Annotated in this window: 16 protein-coding genes and 1 tRNA gene; 5 read left to right on the forward strand and 12 right to left on the reverse strand. The window is 68.2% G+C overall.

Annotated features, from left to right (window positions below; translation table 11 throughout):
* The 3 genes from C5E41_RS26980 to C5E41_RS26990 all read right to left on the reverse strand — a co-directional run.
* Positions 1-1,358: PP2C family protein-serine/threonine phosphatase (locus tag C5E41_RS26980; protein WP_104378552.1), on the reverse strand; the 1,358-nt coding region annotated here is incomplete at its 3' end.
* On the reverse strand, positions 1,355-1,822 hold the full coding sequence (locus tag C5E41_RS26985) for an FHA domain-containing protein FhaB/FipA (RefSeq protein ID WP_104378553.1): 468 nt from the start codon (positions 1,820-1,822) through the stop codon (positions 1,355-1,357). The genes C5E41_RS26985 and C5E41_RS26980, both read right to left, overlap by 4 nt.
* Before the next feature lie 186 nt (positions 1,823-2,008).
* Positions 2,009-3,463 carry a DUF3662 and FHA domain-containing protein gene (locus C5E41_RS26990; protein ID WP_104378554.1) on the reverse strand — a complete coding sequence of 485 codons (1,455 nt, stop codon included), beginning with the start codon at positions 3,461-3,463 and terminating at the stop codon, positions 2,009-2,011.
* A gap of 280 nt (positions 3,464-3,743) precedes the next feature.
* Between C5E41_RS26990 and C5E41_RS26995 the strand changes: the two genes are divergently transcribed.
* Positions 3,744-3,826, forward strand: a tRNA-Leu gene (locus C5E41_RS26995).
* Positions 3,827-3,877: 51 nt separating this feature from the next.
* Here C5E41_RS26995 and C5E41_RS27000 read toward each other — a convergent pair.
* The gene (locus C5E41_RS27000) at positions 3,878-4,843 is read right to left on the reverse strand and encodes an alpha/beta hydrolase (protein WP_104378555.1); all 966 of its coding nucleotides are present in this window, start codon (positions 4,841-4,843) and stop codon (positions 3,878-3,880) included.
* A gap of 109 nt (positions 4,844-4,952) precedes the next feature.
* Positions 4,953-5,960, reverse strand: a complete 1,008-nt coding sequence (locus tag C5E41_RS27005) for a GlxA family transcriptional regulator (protein WP_104378556.1) — start codon at positions 5,958-5,960, stop codon at positions 4,953-4,955.
* A 78-nt stretch (positions 5,961-6,038) separates the two neighbouring features.
* Here C5E41_RS27005 and C5E41_RS27010 point away from each other — a divergent pair, with 78 nt between their 5' ends.
* On the forward strand, positions 6,039-6,662 hold the full coding sequence (locus tag C5E41_RS27010) for a TetR/AcrR family transcriptional regulator (RefSeq protein ID WP_104378557.1): 624 nt from the start codon (positions 6,039-6,041) through the stop codon (positions 6,660-6,662).
* 51 nt (positions 6,663-6,713) lie between these two features.
* On the opposite strand, the gene C5E41_RS27015 is transcribed toward C5E41_RS27010, so the two are convergent.
* Both C5E41_RS27015 and C5E41_RS27020 read right to left on the reverse strand, forming a co-directional pair.
* Positions 6,714-7,052 (reverse strand): GNAT family N-acetyltransferase, encoded by a 339-nt coding sequence (locus tag C5E41_RS27015; RefSeq protein WP_104378558.1) that lies wholly within the window; start codon positions 7,050-7,052, stop codon positions 6,714-6,716.
* Between the two features lie 699 nt (positions 7,053-7,751).
* Positions 7,752-8,744 (reverse strand): stage II sporulation protein M, encoded by a 993-nt coding sequence (locus C5E41_RS27020; protein ID WP_104378559.1) that lies wholly within the window; start codon positions 8,742-8,744, stop codon positions 7,752-7,754.
* 120 nt (positions 8,745-8,864) lie between these two features.
* On the opposite strand from C5E41_RS27020, the gene C5E41_RS27025 reads away from it, so the two are divergent.
* Complete coding sequence (locus tag C5E41_RS27025; protein ID WP_104378560.1) at positions 8,865-9,704, forward strand: RDD family protein; 840 nt, start codon at positions 8,865-8,867, stop codon at positions 9,702-9,704.
* Between the two features lie 4 nt (positions 9,705-9,708).
* Here the strand turns inward: C5E41_RS27025 and C5E41_RS27030 are convergent, their stop codons facing one another.
* From C5E41_RS27030 to C5E41_RS27050, 5 genes are all read right to left on the reverse strand, one after another.
* Entirely contained in the window at positions 9,709-11,001 is a 1,293-nt protein-coding gene (locus C5E41_RS27030) for a DUF58 domain-containing protein (protein WP_104378561.1), read from the reverse strand.
* Positions 11,002-11,005: 4 nt separating this feature from the next.
* Positions 11,006-11,989 carry an AAA family ATPase gene (locus C5E41_RS27035; RefSeq protein WP_104378562.1) on the reverse strand — a complete coding sequence of 328 codons (984 nt, stop codon included), beginning with the start codon at positions 11,987-11,989 and terminating at the stop codon, positions 11,006-11,008.
* Between the two features lie 10 nt (positions 11,990-11,999).
* Positions 12,000-13,031 carry a DUF4129 domain-containing protein gene (locus C5E41_RS27040; RefSeq protein WP_104378563.1) on the reverse strand — a complete coding sequence of 344 codons (1,032 nt, stop codon included), beginning with the start codon at positions 13,029-13,031 and terminating at the stop codon, positions 12,000-12,002.
* Positions 13,028-13,936: a hypothetical protein gene (locus C5E41_RS27045; RefSeq protein WP_258081281.1), complete on the reverse strand. Its 909-nt coding sequence runs from the start codon at positions 13,934-13,936 to the stop codon at positions 13,028-13,030. Before C5E41_RS27045 ends, C5E41_RS27040 begins: the two co-directional genes overlap by 4 nt.
* A gap of 138 nt (positions 13,937-14,074) precedes the next feature.
* Positions 14,075-15,988, reverse strand: coding sequence for a DUF4407 domain-containing protein (locus tag C5E41_RS27050; protein WP_258081282.1), 1,914 nt, complete (start codon positions 15,986-15,988; stop codon positions 14,075-14,077).
* Positions 15,989-16,269: 281 nt separating this feature from the next.
* Here C5E41_RS27050 and aroQ point away from each other — a divergent pair, with 281 nt between their 5' ends.
* Complete coding sequence (aroQ, locus tag C5E41_RS27055; RefSeq protein WP_104378565.1) at positions 16,270-17,034, forward strand: gamma subclass chorismate mutase AroQ; 765 nt, start codon at positions 16,270-16,272, stop codon at positions 17,032-17,034.
* Positions 17,035-17,752: 718 nt separating this feature from the next.
* The gene (gene gltB / locus C5E41_RS27060; RefSeq protein ID WP_258081283.1) at positions 17,753-22,441 is read left to right on the forward strand and encodes a glutamate synthase large subunit; all 4,689 of its coding nucleotides are present in this window, start codon (positions 17,753-17,755) and stop codon (positions 22,439-22,441) included.
* Positions 22,442-22,467 lie beyond the last annotated feature (26 nt).

Below are 22,467 nucleotides of genomic sequence, written 5' to 3' on the forward strand. Positions count from 1 at the left end.
GGGGAGGGTGCGGGCGTGGCGGGAGCCGGGCTGCCCGGGGCCGCGGTGCTGCCCTCGGCGGGCGGCGGCGAAGCGATGGGCGGCGCCGGCTTGGCGCAGACAGGCAGCAGGTCGGTGGCGGCCAGTTTCTCGAGCTGCCCGCGCGTGGAGTCGAATCCACCCGGTGGCAGCAAGCCGTTGTTGACCTTGTCGCGGCCGGTCTGCTGCAGGTCGGCCACCGCCAGCTGCTTACACCCGCTGGGGAACCCGGCGCCGGGGCGCATGAGGGTGACCTTGTTGTGCGGGTCGACGCAGACCAGCTGGTCCACATCTTGAATCGAATAGCCGAGGATCGAGCCGGGCAGGCCGCGCATGATCACCACGTTGCCGTTGTCGGCGCCCACGTAGTAATTGCTGCGAATCATCTTGTAGCCCACCACGAGTCCGACCACGACGGCCACGACCAGGGCGACGGCCAGCGCGATCCAGCGGCCCTTGTGACTCTTACGCGGCTCGGGCGGTTCCGCCGCGACCGCGGCCCGGCGAGGTGCCGCCCGCGGGGGACGCATGGCGGCGGCGCGCCCGGCGGCGGTGTTGGGCGGCGGCGTGTCCTCATCCTCACCGGAGGCCGCACCAGCGACGATGGGGTGGCTCTGGCCGTAGTCGAGATCGATCACATCGGCGACGACGACGGTCACATTGTCGGGACCGCCGCTGCGCAGAGCCAATTCGATGAGCCGGTCGGCTGCCTCGTCGGTATTGCCCTCGCGCAGGGTGTTCGCGATGGTCTCGTCACTCACCACGTCGGACAGGCCATCCGAACACAACAGATAGCGGTCACCGGCGCGGGCTTCCCGGACGATGAGCGTCGGCTCGATCTCGTTTCCGGTGAGTGCCCGCATGATCAGTGACCGCTGCGGATGGGTGTGGGCCTGCTCCGGGGTGATCCGGCCCTCGTCGACCAGTGACTGGACGAAGGTGTCATCGCGGGTGATCTGGGCGAGCTCGCCGTTGCGGAGTAGATAGGCCCGGGAGTCGCCGATATGGGCGAGGCCGAGCTTCTTGCCCGCGAACAGGATGGTCGTGAGCGTGGTGCCCATACCGTCGAGTTCGGGCTCCTCCTCGACCTGGTCGGCGATCGCGGCATTACCTTCGCGAATCGCCCGGTCGAGTTTGCCGAGCAGATCGTCGCCGGGCTCGTCGTCGTCGAGATGAGCGAGCGCGGCGATCATCAACTGCGAGGCCACCTCACCGGCGGCGTGCCCGCCCATGCCGTCGGCGAGCGCCAGCAGGCGCGCACCGGCGTAGACGGAGTCCTCGTTGTTCGCCCGGACGAGACCACGGTCGCTACGCGCTGCGTAGCGGAGAACTTGAGTCACGATCGCAGCTCGATCACAGTCTTACCGACACGGACAGGGGTGCCGAGCGGAACTCGGACGGGTGTGGTGACCTTCGCTCGATCGAGGTAGGTCCCGTTGGTCGATCCTAAGTCTTCGACGTACCAGTCCTCGCCGCGCGGCGATAACCGTGCATGCCGGGTCGAGGCGTAGTCGTCGGTCAGTACCAGCGTGGAGTCGTCTGCACGCCCGATGAGCACCGGTTGGGTGCCGAGCGTGATCCGAGTGCCGGCGAGTGAACCCTGAGTCACCACTAGATACTTGGCGCCCTTCTGGCCACGGCTGAAGGATGGCAGCACCGCCGAACCTCTGGTGGGTCGGGGCTGGATCCGAATGCCTGATGCCGCGTAGATGTCGCTGCGCAAGGTACGAAGCACCGCCCACACGAACAGCCACAACAACAAGAGGAACCCCGCACGGGTCAACTGCAGGATCAGTCCCTGCACGGCGCTCCACCTCCTGTTCGACCGGTCCCGTAGTGGCGTTTCGTCCCCCAACCGGCGTGCTGGTCAGCACGGCCCGGCTGCCGAGCGAATGTTGGCAGCATAATAGGGCCGACGACCGGTTGCGATCACGATACGGGCGAGCGGTTTTCGCGCCCCATCGTGACCTGCACCGGCGAGCTTACGGGATCAGACGATTCGGATCAGGATCTCGGAATGCCCGGCCCGGATCACGTCTCCGTCGGCGAGCTGCCAATCCTGGACGGGAGAGCCGTTGACCAGTGTCCCGTTGGTGGAGCCGAGATCCGAGAGCATGGCGACCTGACCGTCCCAGCGCACCTCGATGTGGCGGCGGGACACCCCGGTGTCGGGAAGCCGGAAATGGGCGTCCTGGCCGCGCCCGATGATGTTGCTGCCCTCGCGTAGCTGGTACGTGCGGCCGCTGCCGTCGTCGAGGTGCAGGGTGGCGGAATAACCGGACCCGCCGCGCGCCGGCTGCGGGGCCGCGGCGTAGCCGCCCTGCTGCCCGTAGGCGGGCTGCTGGCCGTAGGCCTGATCCTCGGCGCCGTAAGCGCCCTGGTCGGCGTACCCCTGATCGGCGTAGCCGGGGTCTGCGTAGCCCTGCTGGCCGTAGCCGCCCTGAGCCTGGTAACCCTGGTCGTATCCGGGGGCCTGGCCGTAGCCCGGCTGCTGGCCGTAGTTCTGCTCCGGGTAGCCCTGCTGTTGCCCGTACCCCTGGTCGGCGTAGCCCTGCTGGCCGTAACCCTGGTCGTAGCCGCTCTGCTCGTAGCCGCCCTGTTCGTACGCCTGCTGCTGGCCGTACCCCTGGTCGGCATAGGCCTGCTGGCCGTAACCCTGGTCGTAGCTGCCCTGGTCGTAGCTGCCCTGGTCGTAGCCCGGCTGACCATAGGCCGCGCCGCCCTGCTGGTAGCCCGCGCCGCCCTGCTGGTAGTCGTAGCCGTTCTGGTAGTCGCCGCCGCCCTGCTGATAGTCGCCGTAGACAGGCTGCGATTCCGGCGCGGCGTACTCACCGGCACCGGGGTACTGGCCCCCCCGGCCGTAGTCGTCCTGATATTGCGGCGCGGGGCGGCCCCCCGGCGGGGGTGCGTACCCGCGGTTGCGTGGATCGGACTCCGCGGGCTCTCGGCTGGGGTCGTAGCCTGAGTTCTGCGTCATGGGGCCAGCTCCTGGTTGCGGGTGTGCGGGTCGTTGTGGGGGTCGTCCAGGTCGATCGGGCGGCCGGCGCGGCGCCGGGGGGTTCCGGCGGCCCGCATCCGGGTCGACCCGGCCGTGCGTCCTGAACTGTCCGGTGTGCAGCGTAGGGGATGTCTCGAATTCGACGTGCACTTCACCGTAGGTCTGCCACCCCTGATCGCGGATGTAGTCCTGTAAATGCTTGGCGAACGCGCGGGTGGTCAACTCGTGGTCTGCGTCGAGTTCCTGCAGGTCGGTGGGGTTGACCGTGATGACGTAGACGTTCGGGGCGAGCAGATGCCCGCCGTCGAGTTCGGTCAGGCGATCCGACGCCTCGCGCTGCAGCGCCGCTTCCACCTCCTGGGGAACGACGCTGCCGCCGAAGACCCTGGCGAAGGCGTCGCCGACGGCGCCCTGCAGGCGTCGCTCGAAACGCGAGACGATGCCCATACCGGCCTCCCTTCGATGCCCGCCCTCGTTGCCTACGCTGTATGTCTACGTCAGCTGATCGGTCTGTGTCGTCCGGGCGTCACGATCCCGCGACACGACATGCCGATAGGGCGTGTCGTCGAACGGACACGGTCACTGCATGATATCCGCGATCCTCCACCCCTGTAACTCGCGACTGTCCACTCACGGTTCCCATTACCCGAAAATACTCGTCCGCAACCCGTGTGATCAGGCGATTTCGTGTGGGAACCGGGCGCGTGATACTGTCTTCCAGTCGCTCGGGCGAGTGGCGGAATGGCAGACGCGCTGGCTTCAGGTGCCAGTGTCCTTCGGGACGTGGGGGTTCAAGTCCCCCTTCGCCCACCGAGGAAGAGCCGCAGATCGAATCCGATCTGCGGCTCTTCTTTTTGTATGTCAGGCCGGGTACAGGGCCGCCCGCAGCACCGAAACCGCCTGGGCGACGGCTGCTTTCGCGGCGTTGGTGTCGTGCATGGAGTTGACCATGACGAAATCGTGGATGATGCCGCCGTAGCGGGTCTGGACGACGGGGACGCCGGCGTCGCGGAGTTTGGCGGCAAAGGCCTCGCCCTCGTCGCGCAGGACGTCGGCCTCACCGGTGATCACCAGGGCCGGCGGCAGCCCGGCGAGCTGCTCGGTGGTGGCGCGCAGCGGGGAGGCCGTGATCTGGGCGCGGTCCGCTTCGCTGGTCGTGTACTGGTCCCAGAACCACCGCATCCCTTCCCGGGTCAGGAAGTAGCCTTCGGCGAACTGCTCGTACGACGGCGTATCGAAGTTGGCGTCGGTGACGGGATAGAACAGCACCTGCTGGACGAACGAGAGGTCGCCCCGTTCCTTGGCCATCAGGGTCAGCGCGATGGCCATATTGCCGCCCACCGAATCGCCGGCGATCGCGATGCGGGTGGTGTCGAGCCCCTTGTCGGCGCCGTTCGAGCGCACCCACTGCGCAACCCGGTAGGACTGCTCGTTGGCCACCGGGTAGCGCACCTCGGGGGAGCGGTCGTATTCGGGGAACACGACGGCCGCGTGCACGCCCACGGCGAGATCGCGTACCAGCCGGTCGTGGGTGTGCGCATCGCCGAATACCCAGCCTGCGCCGTGGGTGTAGACGATGACGGGCAGGATTTCGGTCACACCCTGCGGCTTGACGATGCGGGCCCGCACCGACCCGGTCGGCCCGCCCTCGACGGTGATCCACTCCTCGTCGATCGCCGGCTTCTCGATCGGCGAATCCTGCACCGAGTCAACGGCTTTGCGGCCCTCCTCGGGCGGCAGCTGATAGAGGAACGGCGGCTGGGAGGTCGCGTCGACGAACTCCTGAGCGGCCGGCTCGAGGGAGACGCCCAGCGGATTTGCGGTCATCGGGTTATTCCTTTCAGCGGGTGTGCGGCTGCGAACAACGCGGCGCCCGATCAGTTTCCGCTGGTGGGAGGACAGCGCGCCACTCGCTACGGGACGCGAAAACACCGGATCAAGACACGGCGGCCACGTGCGGTGTCTCGCCGGAACCGGTCGAGCGGAACCGGCGCTGATATTTACTGGGCGATATCCCGAGCCGGGCGACGAACGCGCGGCGCATCGCCTCACTGTTGCCGTAGCCCGCGGCCATCGCCGCCTCGGTCACTCCGCAGCCGGCATGCAGCATGTCGCGGGCGACCCCGAAGCGGATGAAGGCGACGTACTCGGCGGGGGAGCGCTCCAACTCGGCGCGGAAAAGTCTGGTCAGATGCCGCGGACTGACGCTGGCGTGCGCCGCCAGTGTCCGAACGGTATGAGGGAAGGCCGGATCAGCGCAGACGAGGTCGACGACCTTGCGCACCAGCGGGCTGCGCGGCACCGGCCCCGACAGCGAGGCCGAGAACTGAGACTGCCCGCCCGCGCGCTGCATGTACACCACCATGAGCTGGGCGATCCGGCGCGCGATATCGGGGCCGAAATCCTCCTCGACCATCGCCAGTGCCAGGTCGACCCCGGCGGTCACTCCGGCCGAGCTGTAGAGGTTTCCGTCACGCACGTAGATGTCGTCTGCGGCGACGGTGATCGCGGGATAGCGCCGCGCCAGATGTGCGGCGAACTTCCAGTGCGTGGTGGCCCGGCGCCCGTCGAACAGGCCCAAATCGGCGAGGACGAACGCGCCGCTGCACACCGATGCCAGACGCCGGGTGTTCCACGACAGTCGCCGCGCCGCCGCGAGTAGTTCGGGCGTGACGAATGTCGAGGGCGGCAGCTCACTGCCCGGGATCACGACGGTGTCGAAGGCGCCCGCGTCGGCCGCCGCGACAGCGCATTCGATCCGGGCGCCGATCGAGGTCTGCACACTGCCGCCGTCCGCCGACACCAGGACGACCTCGTATCCGGGGCAGGCTTGGTTGGCCTCGACGAAAACTTCCGCGGGACCGGTGAAGTCGAGCATCTTGACGCCGTCGAAGACCAGAATTCCTACCCGCCGACGCGGTAGTTGCGCGAGTTCGAGGCCCATCCCGCCATCATTCTGGAGTCACGCCTCCAGAACAAGCTTTGTGGCCGGGGTCGCAGTGTGATTGATACGGTAGGCGCCATGGGGAGGCCACGACAGTTCGACGAATCGGCCTTGCTCGACGCCGCGACCGAACTGTTCTGGTCGCAGGGTTTCGAGCAGACGTCGGTCGAGGACGTCTCGCGGGCCAGTGGCATCGGAAACGGCAGCATCTATGCCGCCTACCGCAGCAAGCGCGCACTGTTTCTCGCGGTCTTCGAACGCTATTGCGAGGGCCGCGCCCGCCTGGTCCGGGAGGTGGTGACCTCGGCTCCCGGTTCGGCGCACGCGGCCGTGCGCGCACTGTTCGAGGCGATCATCGACGACTGCGTCTCGCAGCCCGATCGGCGCGGTTGCCTGATGCTCAACAGCATCGCCCAGCTCGGTTCGCGGCTGCCCGAGGTGATCAGCATCGGGAATCGCACCACCGCCGCTATGGAAAGCAGCGTCGCCGATCGGCTACGCCGCGCTGCCGAGGAATCCGGCGCCGAGCTCGATGCGCCGACCCTGGCCGCCTACAGCGCCACTGTGGTGATGACCGCGCAAGGCCTCATTCAATTGAGCCGCTTGGGAACTCCCCTCGGGCGATTGCGCGATATCGCCGAGGTGTCGAGTCGCAATCTGCCCGCGGGGTGGAACGCACCGGTCGCGGACAGAGTCGGCTGACGGCGCCGTTGTCCGGCGGCGTCCGGGGACGTTGGTCAGCGGCGGCGTTGGTCAGCGGCCCCGCTGAGTGCGCACGTAGTCGACGGCCTCCTGCGTGACAGCGTCGGTAATGTCGGCGAATTCCTCGTGCTTCTGGATGTAGCCGGCCACGAACGGGCAGATCGGCACGATCCGTAGACCGGCCTCGCGGGTACGGTCCAGAGCCTGCGACACCAGGGCGCCGGCCAGGCCGCGTCCGGCGAAGTCGGAGTCGATCTCGGTGTGGTAGAAGATCCGCTGCCCGTCGTGGTCGAGGTATTCGGTGAATCCGGCGAGCCGATCGTCCACGCTGATTTCGAACCGTTCCGCGGCCCGCGTGACGACCGGGGTGGGTTGCTGTTCGGCGGTCATGGGTCTCAGTATCGCGGCCAGGCCGGTCGGATACCCGCAGGGGCGAGCCAGGGCCCGCGTGGTGTGTGATCTTCGCCGCACTTTCGGCGGTTGACCGGTCGTTATTCGCTTCGGGTATCACCGGTGAAAATACGCTGTTCGAGTTCGCTGCCGAAATAACTGCGCAATTCAAGGGAAGCGCATACGTAACCGTCTGAGAATTACCTAACGGCAGACTTGGAATCTCCGGTGGTAACAAACTTGAAGTTTGTTTGCTGGCTGCGCGAGTTGGGTAGAAGTCGGTTGGTTGAGTCTCTGACCTGCGATGATGACGGGCAGGTGAGCAACAGGCGACGCGCCGGGGAATCATCGCGGCCGGGTATCCGGCACTGCGGGTAACGGTCGAATTAGCAGAAAAATCCCGGCTACCAGAGCGTTGCGGTATGGGGCGGACCGCTATTTCCGACCGCCCGCCAGGTATTTGCGAATGGTCTCCGGAGATGCTGTCGGACTGTGGGTTTCGGCTCGGTTACGGCCGGGCAGACGGAGTGTGCAGGAGGTTGCGCAGGGATAACGATTGTGTAGAGTCGACGCTAACGCTGGCCGCAGCTGAGCTGGACTCGCTGCGGCCAGTGGATCTCAAATCGGCACTCCGATGATCCTTCGAATCCCCGCCTTCTCGCAAGGGATTTCCTCAGCCTCAGCAGAACTCGCCCGGAGTTAGCTCGAGATGCGCTCGCTCGCATCCGACGCGGACCGCAACGCGGCTCGTTCCTGCACCGCACGGCGCCCCGAGCCGAAGACGTAGGTCAGAAATGCAAGCTCGGCAACCAGCCCGATACCGATTCGCACCGGCGCAGGCCACTCGGCGGGTGTGACGAAGCCCTCGATCAAGCCCGAGACCAGCAAGACCGCCACCAGTCCGAGTGCGATCGTCGCCGTCGCCCGCCCCTGCCGGGCCAGCGCCTCGGCACGCGACGACCGCCCCGGATCGATCAGTGTCCACCCCAGTTTGAGTCCCGCACCGCCGGCGACGAAAACGGCCGTGAGCTCGAGCATGCCGTGTGGCAGCAGGAATCCGAAGAACGAGTCGAGCCGCCCGGCATCCGCCATCAGCCCTGCGGACACCCCGACGTTCAGTGCGTTCATGAACAGCAGATAGGCCGCCGGGAGAATCAGGATTCCGGTGAACAACGCGATGGCCGACACCCAGGCGTTGTTGGTCCACACCTGTGCGGCGAAGGCGTCGTGGGGATGTTCGGAGTAATAGGACTCGAAGCGGCCGCCAGGGGCGGTCAGCGATTCCGCATTCGACGGCAGCCCCAAAGTCCTTCGCGCCGAACCCGAACCGGACACCCAGGCGCCGATACCGGCCGAGACGGCCAGAAACGCCGCCGCCACCGAGGCCCACCACGGCCACGCCCGATACACCGCAGCGGGGAACCGATGAGTGAAGAAGTAGCCGATCTGCGACCAGGTGTCGGTGCGCGCGCCGAGCAGCCGTCCCCGGGCCCGCGCGAGGACCGCGCTCAGACCGTTGATCAACTCCGGATCGGGCGAATGTGACTGCAGCCGCGCGAGCTGCTGGGAGGTGCGGCGATACAGGGCCACGAATTCGTCGACCTCGGCACCGCTGAGCCGCCGCTGCGCGGTCAGCCGGTCGAGCCGATCCCAATGCCGCCGCTGCGCGAACGAATAGGCATCGACGTCCATCGGCTCCTCCTGCGCTCATGCGGGACACCGGCACGGCACCCGGTCGAATTCTGTGTTCGTGCCGCCCGGCCCTTTCGAAGGCTAGTTCGCACGGGCCCGATTCGGGATACTGGAGCGATCATGGCCGATTTCACCACCGGGGAGGCCGTCTCCCTCCAGTTGCCGATCGCGCGCATCCCCACCCGGGCCGCGGCGTTCGCCATCGATCTGGTGCTGCAGCTCGTGCTCGCCATCCTGTTGCTCTCGGCCGTAGTCGCGGTGTTGTTCCGATTCGAGCCCGACGGCGCGTGGGTCGACGTGGCCGTGCTGGTGACGATGGTGACCGTCCTCGTCGGCTATCCGGTCGTCAGCGAAACGCTGATGCGCGGGCGAACCGTGGGAAAACTGGTGCTGCGGCTGCGCGTGGTGCGCAGCGACGGCGGACCCATCGATTTCCGGCACGCGCTGACCCGCGGCCTCGCCGGCGCCCTCGTCGATTTCTGGAATCTCGGCGGGTTCGGTCTGGTCGCGGTGGTCACCTCGCTCTGCTCGCCGCGGGCGCGGCGGGTCGGTGACATCCTGGCCGGCACCGTCGTGGTGTCGGATCGGGCGCGAATTCCCATGCCCGCCCTGGCCGTTGCCCCGCCCTGGCTGGTCGAGTGGGTGGGCCGGCTGGATCTGTCCGGCCTCACCGAGGATCTCGCGCTGCCGGTGCGGCGGTATCTGACCCGTTTCCCGCACCTCACCCCGCAGGTTCAGGCGGAACTCGGTGCGGCGCTGGTGATCGCGGTGTGCGATCAATTGCGGGTGGCGCCACCGGCCGGATATCCACCGCTGCACATTCTCGGTGCGGTCATCGGGGAGCGGCAACGCCGGATTCTGCCGCCGCCCCGCCTGCCCTTGTGGCCGATGCCCCAGCAGTGGGCACCACCCGCCAGGCCGGCGCAGCCGTACGCATCGGTGGTCCGGCCGGGAGCGTGACCACTCAGAGTGCTCCGGACCGTTTCAGTTCCAGGTACTCGTCGGCCAGCGCCTCCGGCACCCGCTCCGGCGCCGCGGCCACCACGTCGATGCCCTGGCGCTGCAGGGTTTCTCGCACGATCGCGCGTTCGGTCAGCAGATGTTCGGCGGCCGCGGCGGCATAGACCTCGGCAGTGGTATCGCGACGGGTCGCGGTCGCCGCGATCTCCGGATCGGTGACCGACACCAGCAACACCCGGTGCCGACTGCTCAACACCGGGAGTACCGGCAGCAGATTCTCTTCGACCATCGCCCCGTCGAGACTGGTGAACCAGACCACCAGGCTGCGGCGGCGGGTGTGGCGAACCGCGGTGCGAACCATCGCCGGGGTGTCGGCATCCAGCAGCGCGGGCACGACGCCCGAGAGAGCGTGCATCAGCTTGGGCTGCACGGCCTTTCCGCGTGCGCCCCGGACCTCGGCGCGAATTTCGCGATCGAAAGCCAGGAGATCGACGGTATCCCCGGCCGCGGCCGCCAGTCCGCCCAGCAGCAACGCGGCCTCGACGGCGGTGTCCAGCCGAGTCTGCTCACCGAGCCGGGCGGCGCTGATCCGGCCGGTGTCCAGCAACATCAGCACGTGGCGGTTGCGTTCGGGCCGCCAGGTGCGTACCAGCACATCGGTTGCGCGGGCGGTGGCTCGCCAGTCGATGGACCGCACATCGTCACCGGCCACGTATTCGCGGAAGGAATCGAATTCCGAGCCCGGACCGCGCAGAGTGGCGACCGATCGGCCGTCCAGATGCTGCAGCCGTTTCACCTTGGCGGCGAGGATCCGTTCGGTCCGAAACGGCGGCAGCGCACGAACCGTCGCGGGCACGGTGCGACGGAACTGCCGCCCCGCCAGGCCGAGCGGACCGAACACCCGAACCGTGACCGGTCCCGCGATCCGATCGCCGCGGCGAGCCGGGCGAACGGTGGTGGCCAGCCGGGTGGTGGTATTCGGCGGCAGATGCAACCGGTGTGTCTCGGCCGGTGCCTGCGCACTGGGCGGCCAGTCGTCCCACAGCCGCGCCCGCACCGCGCGGGCGCCGCGGTTCAGGACGGTCAGCTCGATGGTCGCGGTGTGGCCGACGCGGACGGTGGTGAGCGGAATCCGGGACAGGTCGAGATCATCGGCGCGACAGGCGATTACGTCGATCGCGACGAGAACGGCCAGCACACCCGTCATCACGACGACGCCCGCCCAGGAGGGAAGCGCGACACCGACGATCACCGCTGCCACCGCCGCGCAGACCGCGAGCCGACCCGTGACGATCATTGCGCTACACCGGAACCGGGACCGCGGCCAACAGCGAGGACATCACGCCTTCACCGGTCACGCCGTCCAGTTCGGCCTCGGGGCGCAGCTGCAGACGATGCCGGAGAACCGTCACCGCAACGGTTTTCACATCGTCGGGAGTGGCGAAGGTGCGGCCGTTGAGCCACGCCAGGGCCCGTGCCGAGGCCAGTACGGCGGTCGCGCCGCGCGGCGAAGCGCCGTGCTGGACCGCGGGCGAGGTACGGGTGGCGCGGCACAGATCGACGATGTAGGCCAGCACCTCCGGGTTGACCGTCACCTGCGCGACGGCCGCACGCGCCGCCGCGATATGCGCCGCTCCGGCGACCGGCCGCACCCCCGCCGCACCCAGGTCGCGCGGGTCGAAGCCGGCGGCGTGGCGCTGGAGGATCCGGAATTCGTCGTCCCGGCCGGGCAACTGTATGTCCACCTTGAACAGGAACCGGTCCAGCTGCGCCTCCGGCAGCGGGTAGGTGCCCTCCTGTTCGATCGGATTCTGGGTCGCGATCACCACGAACGGATCGGGCAGCGGCTGCGGAACGCCGGCCACCGACACCTGCCGCTCCTCCATCGACTCCAGCAGCGCCGATTGGGTTTTCGGCGGCGTGCGGTTGATCTCGTCGGCGAGCAGCAGGTTGGTGAAGACCGGCCCGCGGCGGAAGGTGAATTCGGCCGAATGCGGATCGTAGATCTGGGAGCCGGTCACATCGCCGGGCATCAGATCCGGAGTGAACTGCACCCGGGTGTGGTCGAGTTCCAGCGCCGCGGCCAGAGCGCGCACCAGCAGCGTCTTCGCCACGCCCGGCACACCTTCCAACAGCACATGGCCACGGCACAGCAGGGCGAGCACGAGGTACAGCACGGCGTGGTCGTTGCCGACGACCGCCTTGCCGATCTCGGCACGTACTTCGCCGAGCGCCCGCAGCGCCTGGTCGGCCGTGGGGGTGTGGTTGGTCTGCGCCGTCGTCATCCGGTCTCCGTCATCCTATTTCCGATTCGATCCAGTCCAGTTGTGCCGCCACATATTCCAGCGCCCGGTCGTCGGCGACGGGGCCGTAGAAGGCCGTGGCGATGCGGCCGGGATCGACGCCTATCCGGGCGCCGATCACCGCGCTCACCTGCTCCGGGGCGGCGTCGGCGCGCAGATTCACGCGGGCGCGGATGCGCCGCAGCGTGGCCGCGCGCAATTTCGCCGCGACATGGTCGCGATCCTTGGTCCTGCGGTAGAGCGCGGCCTGACCCGCCAGCAGCTCACCGGCCGCCACCCGCACCGGGCGCGGCTCGCCGACCACGGCACCCCGGCGGCGGGCACGCCACCCGACCACGACGGCGGCGAAGATCAGCGCCTGCAACCCGCCGTAGGCCAGCCAGGGCGGTAAGCGCTGGAAGATCGAATCGCTGCCCTCGCCCACGTCGGGTGGGCGAATATCCGGGTGATCGGGCGGCGGTGGCGAGTGCGGCTGAGTCGGTTGCGGCGGGGCCGTCGGCGCGGCGGCCAGCCGGAACAGCAGATACCCGACCAGCGCGATGACGAGCGCGCCCAGCACGATCGCCCAGAAGCGCTTGTCGCGCACCACCTGTGGCAGCGGCGGCAACCGGCGGCCGGCGCGCCGGCGTTTCGACCGCTGCTGTTCGACCGGGTCGGGAGGGGGCGGCGGCGCCAGCGAATAGCGGTCGGCCGAGGTGAGGCGCTGATACTCGTCCGGGGTGGCGGTGCGGCCGCCGTACACGATCTCGTCGAAACTGTGTGCGGCGTAGTCGAATTCGGCCGAGGCGTCCGGAAGCGCGTGCCCCGCGGCCGAGGCGGTTTCGCGGGCCGTGCGCGAACGCCGGACCTCGAGTACGCCGCCCTGTTCGAGGCCGCGTACGACGGCGCGGAAGCGTTCGCGCAGTGCGGTATCGAAGTCGTGGTGGCCGGCGGCGAATTCGGCCGCGGCCCGGTGCTGGGCCGCCGCCCCGAGCGTCGGGGGTGGCGGCGCCGCGGGCCGGTCCGCCCGTATGTCGTCGGTCACCGTGCCGCCTGCCCAATGGGTATCCGGATATCCAAACCCTCCCGGCCGCAACGCCTGTCGAGATGGACCACCACGGCGGTCGCGGCCTCCACGGTCGCGGCGAACGCCGAAATCAGCAGCGCCGCACCGGACAGCAGGGTGACGACCGCCCAGCGATGGGTCCCGGAGATGTCGGAGAGGAAGCCCAGAAGTCCCGCGACCGGCACCGCCAGCACCAGCAGCACGCCCCGCAGATAGAGCCACAGTCCGGCCAGCGGCATCACGCGTCCGGTGGCGAGCAGTTTCGCTCGCCGGACCGCCGCCGCGTACGGGATCGATTCGGCGAACAGGACCGGCACGATCGGCCATCTCGTCCCGCGCACCCGGGCCAGCCAGATCACCGCCGGAATCAGCGTGACGATCAGCGGCGTACCGAGCAGGAGGATGCCGACGCCGATCGCTGTGGAGATCACCTGGTTCAGCAGCAGCCGGCCCGACACCGGGAGCAAACGCGCGGCGGCGGTACGCGCGGTGATCGGCTGGTTGTGGACGACGGCCAGTCCGATCGGCACGGTCACGCCGACTATCCACAGTCGCAGCGCCCATGCACAGCAGGCTGTGGAAAGAATTGCCGCCCAAGCGGTTCCGGCGCTCGAGTCGTCGGTCGCGAGCGACACCAGCGCGGTGATCCCGATAACGATCGCCAGGGCCGCGGCCAGACCCGCACCCGCCAACCCGGCGATCGGCCGGATTCGATGCTGCAATACAGCGAAGGGCAGGTCGGCCAGCTCCCGCCACGTCAGCGGTCGCACCGGGATGCGTTCGGTGTCGTCTCCACCGCCGGGGTCGCGTTCGTCGGCACCGCGCGGCGGCACCGCGCGGCGGGCGGACGATCGCCCCTCCCGATCGGTCACGACTGGAAACACGGGCCGAGTCTATCCAGGGACCCGGACGTATGACGGTTATCCGACCGGCCACCCGGCGGGTGAGGCGACCGGGCGGATACGACCGGTTCGTCTGAATGCCACGTGATCGCGACCCCGGGAGCGTCCGGTCGGCTTCGGTCAGTCGCGGCCGGAGCCGGGCGGCAGTTCGCGCGGGGCGCGGTAGCCGAGTTCGGCCGTCTCGCCGGTGGGCAATTCGCTGGATCGGCCGGATTCCGGCAGATCGGGGTGGGCGGTGGGATTCCGGCGCGGGTGGACCGCGTAGCGCGCATAGCGCGGGTCGTGCCGGTAGGCGGCGTACGGGTACGACGCGGCGACCTGGGCGTAGGGCGCATCCGGCAGCGGGTGGCCCGGATGTCCGTAGCCCGCCGCCGGATCGTGCGAATCCTCGGAGTTCACCGTCACCTTGCGGGTGCGTTTGAGGGTGAAGGTGATCTCCTCTGCCTCTTCGAAGACCTGACGGACGGTCCGTAGCGGTGCGACCGCGGTGTCGATCGTCCGGTCGAGTGCGGTGGTGACGAATCCGGGGACCAGCGGGCGGATCCAGCGCGCGGCGGTATCGGTGAACGGCACCGTGCCGATCACCGGAAGTTCCAGTCCGCCACCTTTTTTCGCGTCCTCGCGCGGGGCGGGCACCGCGCCCGGCGAATGCGGCGTGAGGCCGGCCGAGGGCAGCTGTGCGGGCAGATTCCCTGCGGTCACGGTCGCCTCCTGTGTCGAGTCGGTTCGGGCCGGGGAGTCGGCAGCGGGCAATGCGCCCGTGGACGGGGAGGTCGCGGATGCGGTCTGCGCACCCGGCGGAAGGGCGGCCAGCACTTCGAATTCGGCGACCGCCCGGCGCTGCGGTTCGGTGATGCCGATTTCCAGGTTGCCGATCGCCGCGATCACCCGTTTGCGCTGACGTTCGCGGTCGATCGCGGTGTCGGCGTGCAACGCCAGTTGTGCGGTGGCCACCCGGTGTTCGGCGCGCTGGACCGCGACCGCGGTGTCGGCTGCCCGCGCGGCGCGGTCGGCCTCGGCACGCGCGGCCACGGCGCGGTCGAACGACGATTCGCCACGCCAGAACCGCAGCATGAGCGGCAGCAGGGCGAGGAGAACTCCGATCGCGATCGTGAGCAGGCGCAACAGCAGCGCACCCGGATGTCCGGTGGTGTAGTCGTTCATGGCCAGCCAGCGCGCGCCCAGACCACGGTCTCCGGTGTGGAAGGCGGCGGTGCGGGCCTGCTCCAGGGCGCTCTGGCGGGTCGCGATCTCCGCATCCAAGGGCTGGACGCGCGCCTCGGCGGTGTTGAGCCGCCCGCGGGCATCGTCGAGCATCGCGTTGGCGGTCTGTGATTCGGGCCCCCGGCCGGGCACCCCGGTGATCTTGGTCTGCGGGCACTGCGGCGTCGGGTGGTATTCACAGCGGGCGACGACGAGGGCCTGATCCATATCGGCCTGCGCCTGGGCGATGGTCCGCGTGAGTGCGGTGCGTTCGGCGGTGACTCGGTCGAGTTCCGTGCGGGCGGCGACCACTGTCGCAGCGGAGTCGGCGTCGCGGCGGGACCGGTCATCGAGCGTTCGGTCGACGGATCCGGCGAGAATCACCGTGCTCGCCAACTCGGCCACCAGGACACCGGTGATCACGGCGACCGCGATCCGCCCGATCCGCTCGGCCCGGCCGCGACCGGCACGGGCGGACAGTGGTGCGGTGGCCAGCGCTCGCGAGATCGCGCCGACCAGCAGCATCGCCGGTAGTGCGACGATCGCCACGACCGCGGCGGGCCAGTTCGCCGCCGCGCCGGCCGCGGCGACGACGATTCCGGAGAGCACCGCGAACAGCAGCACCACCCCGCCGGTCACGGCGTACGTCGATCCCTCGTGCCGGTCGCCGCGACCGGCTTCGGCACCGCCGAGCCAGGTCAGCATGGCGGCCGGGGACCGCCTCGCTCGCGGTTCGGTCGTGCGAGAACCGGACCCCGATGGTGGAGAGGCCGAGGGCTCGGGCGCGGAACTCTCGGTGGGGGACTGTTCGAAGACCTGGGGATCGGTCAACGGATTCACATCCTCTGGGTCCCAATCGTTGTCGCCACCGGGCGAAACGGTCGTTGCGTGGTGGTCCGGGCGGCGGTGTGCCCCCGCGCGGGCGGGACGGGTAATCCGCCGTGCGCCCCGGCCGCGCGCAATCAGGTTCAGAGTGACAGGCCGACCGGTGAACCACCGAGCACGGTGGCATTGATGTGGTGAGCCTCACAGACGGCCGCGGAGCGAAACCCTACTCTCGGGTAGGCGGCACCGATCGACATGATGGTGCGGCGGTGACAGGAGGGTGGAACGTGCGAGCGACTCCGGGAGTCGGTATTCATCTGATCGGGGGACCAAATGCGGGCGAAACCGACGACTCGGAGGCCGCAGCGGCGGTCGGCGCCCGCGGCGCGCGGTGGCGATTCGATGGTCGGCGCGCGCGTCGGCGCACCCGTCTCCTCGCGGTCGCCGTGCTCTTCACCTCGGCATTCGCGGTCGTGGCGCCGATGACCGCGGAGCGAGTACTTCCGCACGCACAGGCGGCTCCGGCGGGGGAGGGCCGGTCCACACTGAGTCCTCTGGTGGAATTGGTGCTACGCCGCCTGAACACCGCCGATGCCGTCGCGGCCGCGAAGTGGACCGCCTCACAGCGGACCGGGCAGCCTCCCGTGGTCGACGATCCGGCGCGCGAGGCGCAGGTCTACGACGCGATGGCCGCGGCCGGCACCCGATCGGGGCTGCCGCAGGAATGGGTGCGGCAGGTGTTTACCGGACAGATCGAAGCCAACAAGACCGTGCAATACGGACTACTCGCCCGATGGCGATTCGATCCGGCGGTCGCGCCCGCACCGGATGCGTCGGATCTGGCCGCCGTGCGGCCGGTGATCGACGAGGTGAACGACGAGATCCTGAATCAACTGGCTTCTCACCGCACGGTGCTGAGCGCGCCGGATTGTGCGCAGCAGCTCGCGGCCGCGGCGTTCCCGGTGCTGACCTCGGGCCGGGTGGACGCGCTGCACGGCGCCGCCCTGGTCCGCGCGGCTGTAACGCTTTGTCCCGCAACGTATGTGAAATAAACCACAGGCATTCGCCATCTTGGTTTGCCGAGAATGTGCTGAACTCCACATTCGCAAACGATGCCGTACGGTCCGCACATTGGCGTGGCTTGTCGCTCCGGTATCCGGAATGTCTCCTCCGGGTGTCCGGAGAGTTAGCCGCCTTACATCCCGGTTTGCCGTCGTGGCGTACGGGGAAATCCGATTCGACGCAGGTGAGAGCATTGCGGAAGACTGAGCGCCCAGCTCGTGGCCGATGCCCAGGCGCTATCGACGGCAGTGGCGAACGCGACTCAGCGATCCGCGCTGCCTGCTTTACACTGGAGAACGCGCAGGCAGTGGAGGACCGATGAAGATGCCCAGGTAGACGGAGTATTTAGCACAACCTAAGTTGGTTGGGCTCCGGTCCTGACTTATCGTTTGCTCTAAGTGTCGGACGCGAAATGTCCGACTCGTCGCCCGAACTCGGCCACGAGCCGCAAGCATCAGCCTAGCGGGCGAGCACGGCGCGGTGGATAAGGAACTCCTCAAAGTTCCGCTACCACCGAGCACCCGACTACGACATCGAAGCGGGTGGACAACTGGAGAGTTTGACTGCACGGGATGACCATCAGCGCCGCTGGTCGCCGCAACGTCCGGACGCAGTCTAGGCGGAGGCGTTTCGACGAGGGCCATCGGAAGAAGGCATCGAAATCGAAGGCCTCTTCGTTGAAGGCGCCTATTTCTTGAAGGCAGAGGCATGACGCAACTTCCTGGCCACCGCGGCGAGCCGCGAATTGGACACCGGTCACCGGGTCGAATTGGTCTGTATGACCCGGCGAACGAGCACGACTCCTGCGGTGTCGCGTTCGTCGTCGACATGCATGGCCGTCGTAGCCGCGACATCGTCGACAAGGCTATTACGGCACTGCTGAACCTGGAGCATCGTGGTGCTGCGGGTGCGGAACCCAATTCCGGTGACGGTGCGGGCATCCTGATCCAGCTCCCGGACAAGTTCTTCCGGGCCACGCTGGCCGAGAGCGGCGCCGCGTTCGAGTTGCCGCCGGAAGGCTCCTACGCCACCGGTATCGCATTCCTGCCGCAGGCCCGTCGTGAGGCCGCCCGCGCCTGCTACCGGGTCGAGAAGATCGTCAAGGAAGAGGGCCTGGCCGTTCTGGGCTGGCGCGAGGTGCCGATCGACGAATCCTCCCTGGGTGCGCTGTCGCGTGACGCCATGCCGACGTTCCGCCAGCTGTTCATCGCCTCGCCCGCCGATTCCGCCGAGCAGCTCAGTGGAATGGATCTGGAGCGGCGTGCCTACGTCGTGCGCAAGCGGGTCGAGCACGAGCTCGGCAAGCAGGGCGCCGGCGAGGGTGCGGTCGGCCGCGAGACCGTCTACTTCCCGAGCCTGTCGGGTCAGACCTTCGTCTACAAGGGCATGTTCACCACCCCGCAGCTGCGGGCGTTCTACCTGGATCTGCAGGACGATCGGGTGGAGTCGGCGCTGGGCATCGTGCACTCGCGCTTCTCGACCAACACCTTCCCGTCCTGGCCGCTGGCCCACCCGTTCCGCCGCGTCGCACACAACGGTGAGATCAACACCGTCACCGGTAACGAGAACTGGATGCGTGCGCGTGAAGCGCTGCTGAACTCCGAGATCTTCGGCACCGACAGCGAGGGCAACAACCGGCTGGAGAAGATCTTCCCGGTCTGCACCCCGGGCGCCTCCGACACCGCGCGCTTCGACGAGGTGCTGGAACTGCTGCACCTCGGTGGCCGCAGCCTGCCGCACGCCGTGCTGATGATGATCCCGGAGGCCTGGGAGCGGCACGAGTCGATGGACCCGGCCCAGCGCGCCTTCTACCGCTACCACTCCATGCTGATGGAGCCGTGGGACGGCCCGGCCTCGGTGTGCTTTACCGACGGCACTGTGGTCGGCGCGGTGCTGGACCGCAACGGTCTGCGCCCCTCGCGTATCTGGGTCACCGAGGACGGCCTGGTCGTCATGGCCTCCGAGGTCGGCGTGCTCGACATCGAGCCGTCGAAGGTGGTCCGCAAGGCCCGTCTGCAGCCCGGCCGCATGTTCCTGGTCGACACCTCGCAGGGCCGCATCATCAGCGACGACGAGATCAAGTCGCAGCTGGCCGCCGAGCAGCCGTATCAGGAGTGGCTCGACGAGGGCATCATCAAGCTCGCCGAGCTGCCCGACCGCCCGCACGAGCACATGTCGCACGACCGCGTGCTCATCCGTCAGCAGATCTTCGGATACTCCACCGAGGAACTGAGCCTGCTGATCTCGCCGATGGCCAAGACCGGCGGTGAGGCGCTGGGTTCGATGGGCACCGACACGCCGATCGCCGTGCTGTCCTCGCGTCCGCGCCTGCTGTTCGACTACTTCGCGCAGCTGTTCGCCCAGGTCACCAACCCGCCGCTGGACGCGATCCGCGAGGAGGTCGTCACCAGCCTGCGCAGCACCATCGGTCCGGAGGCCGACCTGCTGCATCCGGGTCCGGAGTCCTGTCGTCACATCACACTGACCCAGCCGATTCTCGACAACGACGAGCTGGCCAAGCTCGTCCACATCAACGACGACGGTTTGCGGCCCGAACTGCGTTCGGTGGTCGTGCGCGGCCTCTACTCGGTGAAGAAGGGTGGCAAGGGCCTGCGCAAGGCACTGGAGGCGATCAACGCCCAGGTGTCGGCCGCCATCGACGGCGGCGCGCGGATCATCGTGCTGTCCGATCGCGAATCCAACGAGAAGCTGGCGCCGATTCCGTCGCTGCTGCTCACCGCGTCGGTGCACCACCACCTGGTGCGCGAGCGCACCCGTACCAAGGTCGGCCTGGTCATCGAGGCAGGTGACGCCCGCGAGGTACACCACATGGCCATGCTGGTCGGCTTCGGCGCGGCCGCGATCAACCCCTACATGGCCTTCGAGTCGATCGAGGACATGCTCGAACGCGGCGCGCTGGAGATGCCCGGCAGCACCGGCGACAAGGCGGCCGACTACGCCGCGGCCGTCAAGAACTACAACAAGGCGGCCGGTAAGGGCGTGCTGAAGGTGATGTCCAAGATGGGCATCTCCACCATCGCCTCCTACCGCGGCGCCCAGCTGTTCCAGGTCGTGGGTCTGTCGCAGGAACTCTGCGACCAGTACTTCACCGGCCTGACCTCGCCGCTGGACGGCATCGGCCTCGACGACATCGCCGCCGAGGTCGCCGCCCGCCACCGGATCGCCTTCCTGGAGAACCGCACCGAGCGCGCGCACCGCGAGCTCGAGATCGGCGGTGAGTACCAGTGGCGGCGCGAGGGTGAGTACCACCTGTTCAACCCGGACACGGTGTTCAAGCTTCAGCACGCGACCCGCTCGGGTCAGTACTCGATCTTCAAGGAGTACACCAAGCTGGTCGACGACCAGTCCGAGCGCTTGGCCTCGCTGCGCGGCCTGTTCAAGTTCAGGACCGAGGGCCGGCACGCGATTCCGGTCGAGGAGGTCGAGCCCGCCAGCGAGATCGTGAAGCGCTTCTCCACCGGCGCGATGAGCTACGGCTCGATCTCGGCGGAGGCGCACGAGACCCTCGCCATCGCGATGAACCGCCTCGGCGGCCGTTCCAACTCGGGTGAGGGCGGCGAATCGCCGGCTCGCTTCGAGCCGGAGGACAACGGCGACTGGCGGCGCAGCGCGATCAAGCAGGTGGCGTCGGGTCGCTTCGGTGTGACTGCGCACTACCTGACCAACTGCACCGACATCCAGATCAAGATGGCCCAGGGCGCCAAGCCCGGTGAGGGCGGTCAGCTGCCCGCGCACAAGGTGTACCCGTGGGTCGCCGAGGTGCGGCACTCGACGCCGGGTGTCGGCTTGATCTCGCCGCCGCCGCACCACGACATCTACTCGATCGAGGATCTGGCCCAGCTGATCCACGACCTGAAGAACGCGAATCCGCAGGCTCGGATTCACGTGAAACTTGTCGCGGAGCCGGGTGTCGGGACGGTCGCGGCTGGTGTGTCGAAGGCCCACGCCGACGTCGTGCTGATCTCCGGCCACGACGGTGGTACCGGCGCCTCGCCGCTGACCTCGCTCAAGCACGCGGGCGGACCCTGGGAACTCGGCCTGGCCGAGACTCAGCAGACCCTGCTGCTCAACGGTCTGCGCGATCGCATCGTGGTGCAGGTCGACGGCCAGATGAAGACCGGCCGCGACGTGCTGATCGGCGCGCTCCTCGGTGCCGAGGAGTACGGTTTCGCGACCGCTCCGCTGGTGGTCTCCGGTTGCGTCATGATGCGCGTCTGCCACCTCGACACCTGCCCGGTCGGCGTCGCGACCCAGAATCCGGTACTGCGCCAGCGCTTCACCGGTAAGCCCGAATTCGTCGAGAACTTCTTCATGTTCATCGCCGAAGAGGTCCGGGAGCTGCTGGCCTCGCTGGGTCTGCGTTCGCTCGACGAGGCCATCGGCCGGGTCGACCTGCTCGACACCACCAAGGCCAAGGAGCACTGGAAGGCGAGCAAGCTGGATCTGTCGCCCATCCTCGACGATGTCGAGACGGCGTTCATGTACCAGGACCGCCGCTGCACCAAGACGCAGGACCACGGCCTGGACAAGGCGCTGGACAACCAGCTCATCGCCCAGGCGGCGGATGCGCTCGAGCGCGGCAAGCCGGTCAAGTTCGAGACCAAGATCACGAACGTGAACCGCACGGTCGGCACCATGCTCGGCCATGAGGTGACCAAGCTCTACGGTGGCGCCGGCCTGCCCGACGACACCATCGACATCACCTTCACCGGTTCGGCGGGCAACAGCTTCGGCGCGTTCGTCCCGGCCGGTATCACCCTGCGGGTGTTCGGTGATGCCAACGACTATGTGGGCAAGGGTCTTTCGGGCGGGCACCTGGTGGTGCGGCCGTCGCTGAACGCGCCGGAGTCCTTCGTCGCCGAAGAGAACATCATCGCGGGCAACGTGATCCTGTTCGGCGCCACGAGCGGTGAGGCATTCATCCGCGGTGTGGTCGGCGAACGGTTCTGCGTGCGCAACTCGGGCGCCACCGCGGTGGTCGAGGGCGTGGGTGATCACGGCTGCGAGTACATGACCGGTGGCCGGGTCGTCATCCTCGGCGAGACCGGGCGCAACTTCGGTGCCGGTATGTCGGGCGGTATCGCCTACATCTACAACCCGAACGGCACGTTCGAAGCCAACCTCAACACCGAGCTGGTGGATATCGAACCGCTCGAGGGCGAGGACTTCACCTGGCTGCGCGACGTGGTCGCGAGCCATCGCGACGCGACGGGTTCGGCGGTGGCCGAACGCATCCTGAGCGATTGGTCGCAGCAGGTGAACCACTTCGTGAAGGTTATGCCTCGCGACTACAAGAAGGTGTTGCTCGCCATCTCCGAGGCTGAGAAGGCCGGGCGGGATGTCGACGAGGCGATCATGGAGGCCGCACGTGGATAACGTGGGACGCGTGCGGGACGCACGGA

The sequence above is a fragment of the Nocardia nova genome (assembly GCF_002933465.1).
Classification (GTDB): Bacteria; Actinomycetota; Actinomycetes; order Mycobacteriales; family Mycobacteriaceae; genus Nocardia; species Nocardia nova_B.